Consider the following 8,104-nt stretch of genomic DNA (forward strand, 5'->3'; position numbering starts at 1 on the left):
GCTCAGTAACATTTTTTCACAGCAACGGGTGGTCCTGATTTTTACAATAAACATCAGGACAACTATAAACCAAGGAAATTGCGATGAAAATAATGTCTATATTTGCAGCCTTGATGATCAGCCTCAGTTTTTCAGCCTGTGCGGTACACACCCCTGAAGGCAGTATTATCGTAGATCCTGATCGTTCTTATTATCCTCATGGCCAAGGCGATTTCTGCCCACCAGGACAGGCCAAAAAAGGTCGCTGCTAAACTTAAAAGCCTTCTATTCAGAAGGCTTTTTTTATTACATATATTTTTACATAAATTTGGCATGAAATGCCAAGCAGGAATTTGATTTGGCATAGATAATGTTTACAACTGTATATAAATAGCAAAATTGAGTGAGATTTCTTGCATGTCCAATCCCTTAGATGGTCTTCAATTTCCAACTTACCCTAAAACACAAAAAGTTAGCACCTCACGCACAGGGAAAGAGATTATTGCAGAGGCCTTAGCCAATGTTGATCACCAAACCTCTGTTACCGCACTTACAGAAAAGAACTGGCGTAAACAATATCCACGCTATTTTAAATCCTTAGTTGAATTTGGGATTCGTAATCAAATTGCACCTATTCAAATGGCACAAGACGGTCTTATCAAAGTACACAACATATTTGAGTTTTATCGCAATGGCCAAAAGCATCTCCTCAAAGATGTAATGTCACTTGAAAGCGCACCGCTGCATACTATTAAACTCAAAGGCGAAAGTCATGCTGCACCTGAGTGGTCAGTGCCTTACAAAGGTACACAGCTTAAAGGGGGTGCTTTACTTGCACAAATCCAAACATGGTTAGATGCAGGTGTGATTGAACCCAGTCATGCTGAAGCACTGATTGCTTGTGTGGAACATCCTGAATGGTTTGATTTATCAGATCGCACAATGGTTTTGTTCGGTGCGGCATCTGAAGCGGGTCCACTCACATGGTTAGCCCAATGGAAAGCCAATATTGTGGCAGTTGATTTACCGAATAGCCGCGTGTGGAGCAAAATTTTAGACACCATTCAACACGGCAATGCCACGCTATATGCCCCATCAGTTGAAGCTTTGAGCGCGGAAACACCTGTGTCTGTGCTTAAAGAAAAACTTGGTGCGAACTTACTGACCCAAGTGCCTGAAATTGCACAATGGTTGGTACAAAACCCACATCAGTTAGATTTGGCCGCGATTGCGTATTTGGATGGTGAAAAGCATGTCCGTGTTTCTGTTGCAATGGATGCGATTATGCAATATGTCAGTGCGCAAAAAGCAGATACCAGTTTGATGTATATGTGTACACCTACCGATGTCTATGCAGTTCCAGAGGAAGTCATTACAGCATCTGAGCAAAAGTTCAGTGGACGCTCTAAAACTCAGCAGATGATCAGTAAAAGTATTTCAACCCTCAGCGGGCAACTGTTCTTTAAGAAAAACCTACATGACCTCGTCGAGTCGGATAATGACAAGTCTTATGGCATCACCGACTGCTTAGTCATTGAACAAGGGCCGAACTATGCATTGGCTAAACGTATTCAGCAGTGGCGTGCAACGCTTGCTCGCTCAGAAGGTCAGCGGGTCAGCATTAATATTGCACCATCAACTACAACCCACTCTGTCACCAAAAACCCATTGCTCAAAGCCGCATTTAATGGGGCAAGCTTGTTTGATGTTGAAGCCTTTAAACCTGAAACCACCAATGCAATCATGGCGGCTTTATGGATCCATGATCTGCGTAATCCTGAGTCTGTAGCCAATCCAGAGAACAAACTTGAACATCCATTAGAGCTGATGATGCATGGTGCCAATCACGGTGGCTTATGGCGTGTAGCTTATTTAGCACGTACCGCACTGCCCTTTGCGGCACTTTATGGTTTTGCCGCAGACAAGCTACCACTCAACAAAGTATTTGCTTTACTGAAAAAGTAAGACCTTGAATACCCGCTTCAAGAAAATACAGAGCTAAAAAAACGCTACCTTCGGTAGCGTTTTTTATTATTGGTTTTTACCAATCAGATTAAACAAACTGTAGGAACAACCAGAACAAACCACCAGATAAACAGATCGTTGCTGGCAAGGTAAAGATCCAAGCCGAAAGAATGGTTCTTACTGTTGCAAAGTTCAGACCAGACTTGTTTGCCACCATGGTCCCTGCTACCGCAGAGTTCAAGACGTGTGTGGTCGATACGGGCATACCAAAGCCATCAGCGGCTGCAATCGTGGTCATCGCCACCAATTCTGCTGACATGCCTTGGCCATAGGTCATATGGTTTTTACCAATACGCTCACCTACAGTCACGACAATACGCTTCCAGCCCACCATTGTACCCAGACCTAAAGCCAATGCTACAGCCACTTTCACCCATGTTGGGATGTACTGTAAGAATGAATCAAGGTTACTACGATATTCTTTTACTGTCTTTTTGCCCGCTTCCGACATCGCTGGCAATTGATCCGCTTTATCCAAACGTTTGAATGCTGTCGTGCTTAAGTACATGTCATTACGTAGTGCAGAAACTTCAGCTTCAGGAATATCTTTAAGATCTCCATAATGGCCAACACGCTCACCCAAATGATCTGTCAAACTTGCTAAAGCAGGTACGACTTCTGGGGTCATTTCTTTCGTTTGAATATATTGCGTGATCACCGTACGGGCTTTTTCATCTGCAATATCGTTATGATTCGAATAAATCACAGCCGCAGTTTGACCTGAAAGTTGAGCAAATGACTGAATATGCTGTGAATCTAAATTCTTATTTAAAGAATAAGCCAAAGGCACGATACCAATCAAAATCAGCATGATTAGACCCATACCTTTTTGACCGTCATTTGAACCGTGCGCAAAACTTACACCTGTGCAAGTAAAAATCAAAATGGCACGAATCAGTGGCGGTGGTGGTTTGTTGCCTTCAGGTGGTTGGAATAGTTCCAGTTGTTTCTTAAAGATTTTTTTCACCAATAAGAACAACACTGCTGCAAAAGCAAAACCGATCATGGGTGAAAACAGTAAAGCTTTACCGACTTTAATCACCTGATCCATGTCGACACCGGAAGCACCACCGCCTGAATGCATCAGGTAGTTCATAATGCCCACACCCAAGATCGAACCGATCAAAGTGTGTGAACTCGATGCTGGAATACCCAAGAACCATGTGCCCAAGTTCCACAAAATCGCAGCAATCAACATGGCAAATACCATGGCAAAACCTGCGCCTGAGCTGACATTCATAATCAACTCAACAGGCAAAAGCGCAATAATACCGTAAGCCACGGCACCACTTGCGACCATAACCCCAAGGAAGTTACAGAAACCAGCCCACATCACCGCAACAGGTGCAGACAGTGCATTTGTATAAATGACCGTTGCAACCGCATTGGCAGTATCGTGAAAGCCATTTACAAACTCAAAACCCAAAGCAATGAACAATGCCGTTGCTAAAAGGATTAAAGAGTAAAGATTCAGTGCAGGAACATGCGATAAGTCAGCAGAAAGCTGAAAGCCAATATAAATTAGCGTTGAAATAATGACCGTTAAAAACACCGGCATAAAAAATTTCGGTGTAGGTACGTGCACATTCGTCGACTTGACCTGTGTCACGTGCACCTGATCTTGGACGGGAGGAATATTAGAATTCATGCAGACGGCTAAAGAGGATATCAATATCCCCTATTGTTCAATTTAATTGTGACAATTATATGACAAATGCGTGTCACATGAAGCCAATTTTTTCATAATTGGCTTATTTTAGATCAGCAGTAAATCGCTTATAAGCCTTGAACGCACTGTGCTGGCTCAAAATTTAACTTTTCGGTGCGGATTACGCTGAATTATTTTCTTACATTTGGCTGTGCTGTCTGTAACAATCTGCTCCAATCAATATTTTTCATCTCTATTTCTTCTGATCTATTAACATAGCGGGTCTATATTTCACTTTCGTGAAAACTAAAGCTAAATCAGCCTTTTTTATTTGCCATATAGCCAATACCACTTGAATTAGGCATCAATCGACCTGCTTTTCTGCTAAAATATTGCACGTTTTGAAAACCTGTTTGTGAGTTTTGAATGTCTACACTTGCCACCTTAAAAGCACTTCTTGCCGAGCGCATCCTTATTATCGATGGCGCAATGGGCACCATGATTCAGCGTCACAAGCTCGAAGAAGAAGATTATCGTGGTGAACGCTTTGTAGATTGGGCTTCTGACCTCAAAGGCAACAACGACCTTTTGGTGCTGACTCAGCCACAAATTATTCAAGGCATTCATGAAGCTTATTTGGATGCGGGTGCAGACATTATTGAAACCAACAGCTTTAACGGCACACGTGTTTCGATGTCGGACTACCACATGGAAGACCTCGTTCCAGAGATCAACCGTGAAGCAGCACGTTTAGCGCGTGCAGCATGCGACAAATATTCAACCCCAGATAAACCACGTTTTGTTGCAGGCGTACTTGGCCCAACCTCACGTACCTGTTCTATTTCACCCAATGTAAATGACCCTGCGTTCCGTAACATCACTTTCGATGAACTCAAAGAAAACTATATTGAAGCAACCTATGCCTTGATCGAAGGTGGTGCAGACATCCTCTTGATCGAAACTGTGTTTGATACGCTGAACTGTAAAGCTGCGATCTTTGCAGTCAAGGAAGTGTTCAAACAGCTTGGTCGTGAACTTCCACTCATGATCTCAGGCACCATTACCGATGCATCAGGCCGTACCTTAACCGGTCAAACGGCAGAAGCATTCTGGAACTCGGTGCGCCACGGTGACTTACTCTCAATTGGTTTTAACTGCGCGCTCGGTGCGGATGCGATGCGCCCGCATGTGAAAACTATTGCTGATGTTGCAGATACCTTTGTTTCTGCCCATCCAAACGCAGGTTTACCAAATGCCTTTGGTGAATATGATGAAACCCCAGAGCAAACCGCAGCCTTCATTAAAGAATTTGCTGAAAGTGGTTTGATCAATATTACAGGTGGTTGCTGTGGCACAACGCCTGATCATATCCGTGCCATTTACAATGCTGTTAAAGACATTCAACCACGTCAGATTCCTGAAACCAAACCTGCCTGCCGTTTAAGTGGTTTAGAACCCTTTAATATTTATGATGATTCATTATTCGTTAATGTCGGTGAACGTACCAACGTTACAGGTTCAAAAAAGTTTCTACGCTTAATCCGTGAAGAAAAATTTGCTGAAGCCCTAGAGGTTGCACAGCAACAAGTCGTTGCTGGTGCACAGATTATCGACATCAACATGGATGAAGGGATGCTCGATTCGCAAAATGCGATGGTGCATTTCCTCAATCTAGTGGCATCTGAGCCTGATATTTCTCGTGTACCGATCATGATTGACTCATCAAAATGGGAAATCATTGAAGCAGGCTTAAAATGCGTCCAAGGTAAACCTGTCGTGAACTCGATTTCCTTAAAAGAAGGTTATGACGAGTTTGTCGAAAAAGCACGCTTATGCCGTCAGTACGGTGCTGCGGTTATTGTCATGGCCTTTGATGAAACAGGTCAGGCAGATACCGCAGAACGCAAGCGTGAAATCTGTAAGCGTTCTTATGATGTTTTAGTCAATGATGTTGGCTTCCCTGCGGAAGATATTATTTTTGACCCGAACGTATTTGCCGTGGCAACAGGGATCGAAGAACATAATAACTATGGTGTGGATTTTATTGAAGCCACAGGTTGGATCAAACAAAACCTACCACATGCCATGATTTCAGGTGGTGTCTCCAACGTATCGTTCTCCTTCCGTGGTAATGAACCTGTCCGTGAAGCGATTCACTCTGTGTTCCTTTACTATGCCATTAAACAAGGCATGACTATGGGTATCGTGAATGCTGGTCAAATGGCGATTTACGACGATATTCCAAAAGAACTGAAAGATGCGGTTGAAGATGTTGTTCTGAATCAAAACCAAGGTGAATCAGGTCAAAACGCCACAGAAAAATTGCTTGAAGTGGCAGAAAAATTCCGTGGTCATAGTGGCGCGCAGCGTGAAGCTGAAAACCTTGAATGGCGCAATGAGTCGGTTGAAAAACGTCTCGAATATGCGTTAGTAAAAGGCATCACCACGTATATTGATGAAGATACAGAAGAAGCCCGTTTAAAGGCCAAACGTCCTCTTGATGTGATTGAAGGCGCATTGATGGATGGTATGAACGTGGTCGGTGATCTGTTCGGTTCGGGCAAAATGTTCCTACCACAAGTGGTTAAATCTGCGCGTGTCATGAAACAAGCTGTGGCTTGGTTGAACCCGTACATCGAAGCCGAAAAAGGCAATGCACAATCTAAAGGTCGTGTGTTGATGGCAACGGTAAAAGGCGATGTACATGATATTGGTAAAAATATCGTGGGCGTGGTCTTGGGCTGTAATGGTTATGACATCGTTGACCTCGGTGTTATGGTTCCTGCGGAAAAAATCTTGCAAACCGCGATTGATGAAAAATGTGACATCATCGGTTTGTCTGGTTTGATCACCCCATCTTTGGATGAAATGGTGTTTGTTGCGAAAGAAATGCAACGTAAAGGTTTTGACATTCCTTTATTGATTGGTGGTGCAACCACATCGAAAGCACATACAGCCGTTAAAATTGATCCGCAATATTCAAATGATGCAGTGATTTATGTGGCTGATGCTTCTCGTGCAGTGGGTGTGGCAACCACCCTACTCTCGAAAGAAATGCGCGGTAATTTTATTGCTGAGCATCGTGCTGAATATGCCAAGATTCGTGAACGTTTAGCCAATAAGCAACCAAAAGCAGCCAAACTCAGTTATGTAGAATCGATTGAAAATGGCTTTAAAGTGGACGAAAACTATGTGCCACCTATTCCAAATACGATGGGTACACATGTCCTCACCAACTACCCACTTGCAACATTGGTGGAATATTTTGACTGGACCCCATTCTTTATTTCTTGGAGTTTAGCGGGTAAATTCCCGAAAATCTTAGAAGATGAGATTGTCGGTGAAGCTGCAACGGATTTGTATAATCAAGCGCAAGCCATGCTCAAAGATGTGATCGAGAATCATCGTTTCGATGCGCGTGCTGTATTTGGTCTATACCCTGCTCAACGTACAGGTGCAGATACAGTCAGCGTGTTTGATGAAGCAGGTCAAACTGTAACGCATACTTTTGAGCACCTACGTCAGCAGTCTGACAAAGTCACGGGTAAGCCGAATTTATCTTTAGCCGACTTTATTAGCACTTCTAAAGACAATACCGATTATCTTGGTGGTTTCACGGTATCGATCTTTGGTGCGGAGGAATTGGCGAATGAATATAAAGCCAAAGGTGATGATTACTCTGCAATCTTGATTCAGTCTTTAGCGGATCGTTTTGCCGAAGCATTTGCGGAGCATTTGCATGAGCGTATCCGTAAAGAGTTCTGGGGCTATAAAGCCGATGAGACTTTGGGCAATGAAGAATTGATCAAAGAGAAGTATGTCGGTATTCGTCCTGCGCCAGGTTATCCCGCTTGCCCAGAGCATTCTGAAAAAGCGGTGTTGTTTGACTGGTTAGGTTCGGAAGCAAAGATTGGTACGAAACTGACTGAACACTTTGCGATGATGCCACCTTCTTCTGTGAGTGGTTTCTATTACTCACACCCTGAAAGTGAATACTTTAACGTGGGTAAAATTTCTCAAGATCAGCTTGAGGATTATGCAAAGCGTAAAGGTTGGTCACTGGATGTAGCGAAGCGTTGGTTAGCGCCGAATTTGGATGATTCGATTGTTTAAATTAAATAGATAATAAAAGCCCTCTTAATATATAAGAGGGCTTTTTTTGTTAATCATTAACTTAATGCTAACTGACAAGTACTCAAATTTAACATTCGATCTAGAATAAATTCTTTTAAATTTAAAGGATAATTATTACTTACACACGGCTTTGTTGCACAAACCTATCTGTAAAGGGTTTTTCAGCGATATAATTTTCAAATGAAGAAGCCTACACACAAAATCTACCGCACAACCAATTGGCCCGCATATAACCGAGCACTCATGAGTCGCGGAAATATTGCCATTTGGTTTGAATTCGCCCTGCTACGCAATGGTATGCGCCATCAAAAGGCAAAC

4 protein-coding genes and 1 pseudogene are annotated in these 8,104 nt (G+C 42.9%); 4 read left to right on the forward strand and 1 reads right to left on the reverse strand.

Features of this window, described 5'->3' with window-relative positions; all coding sequences use genetic code 11:
• Positions 1–83: 83 nt before the first annotated feature.
• On the forward strand, positions 84–251 hold the full coding sequence (locus tag MF4640_RS19505; RefSeq protein WP_171263900.1) for a hypothetical protein: 168 nt from the start codon (positions 84–86) through the stop codon (positions 249–251).
• A 145-nt stretch (positions 252–396) separates the two neighbouring features.
• A complete protein-coding gene (locus tag MF4640_RS14890) occupies positions 397–1,944 on the forward strand; it encodes a hypothetical protein (protein ID WP_078390072.1) in 1,548 nt (515 codons plus the stop codon).
• 88 nt (positions 1,945–2,032) lie between these two features.
• Here MF4640_RS14890 and MF4640_RS14895 read toward each other — a convergent pair whose 3' ends face one another.
• Positions 2,033–3,652 (reverse strand): inorganic phosphate transporter, encoded by a 1,620-nt coding sequence (locus tag MF4640_RS14895; RefSeq protein WP_078390073.1) that lies wholly within the window; start codon positions 3,650–3,652, stop codon positions 2,033–2,035.
• Positions 3,653–4,078: 426 nt separating this feature from the next.
• On the opposite strand from MF4640_RS14895, the gene metH reads away from it, so the two are divergent.
• Positions 4,079–7,765, forward strand: a complete 3,687-nt coding sequence (metH, locus tag MF4640_RS14900; RefSeq protein ID WP_078390074.1) for a methionine synthase — start codon at positions 4,079–4,081, stop codon at positions 7,763–7,765.
• Between the two features lie 201 nt (positions 7,766–7,966).
• Positions 7,967–8,104, forward strand: a pseudogene (locus MF4640_RS19510) (IS5/IS1182 family transposase); the annotation flags it as partial.

Origin of the sequence: Acinetobacter sp. MF4640 (genome assembly GCF_002018895.1) — a bacterium.
In the GTDB taxonomy this organism is placed as follows: domain Bacteria; phylum Pseudomonadota; class Gammaproteobacteria; order Pseudomonadales; family Moraxellaceae; genus Acinetobacter; species Acinetobacter johnsonii.

Coding starts and splice junctions, on each gene's coding strand:
- MF4640_RS14890 (WP_078390072.1), top strand. CDS start 397: ATGTCCAATCCCTTAGATGGTCTTCAATTTCCAACTTACCCTAAAACA.
- metH (WP_078390074.1), top strand. CDS start 4,079: ATGTCTACACTTGCCACCTTAAAAGCACTTCTTGCCGAGCGCATCCTT.
- MF4640_RS19505 (WP_171263900.1), top strand. CDS start 84: ATGAAAATAATGTCTATATTTGCAGCCTTGATGATCAGCCTCAGTTTT.
- MF4640_RS14895 (WP_078390073.1), bottom strand. CDS start 3,652: ATGAATTCTAATATTCCTCCCGTCCAAGATCAGGTGCACGTGACACAG.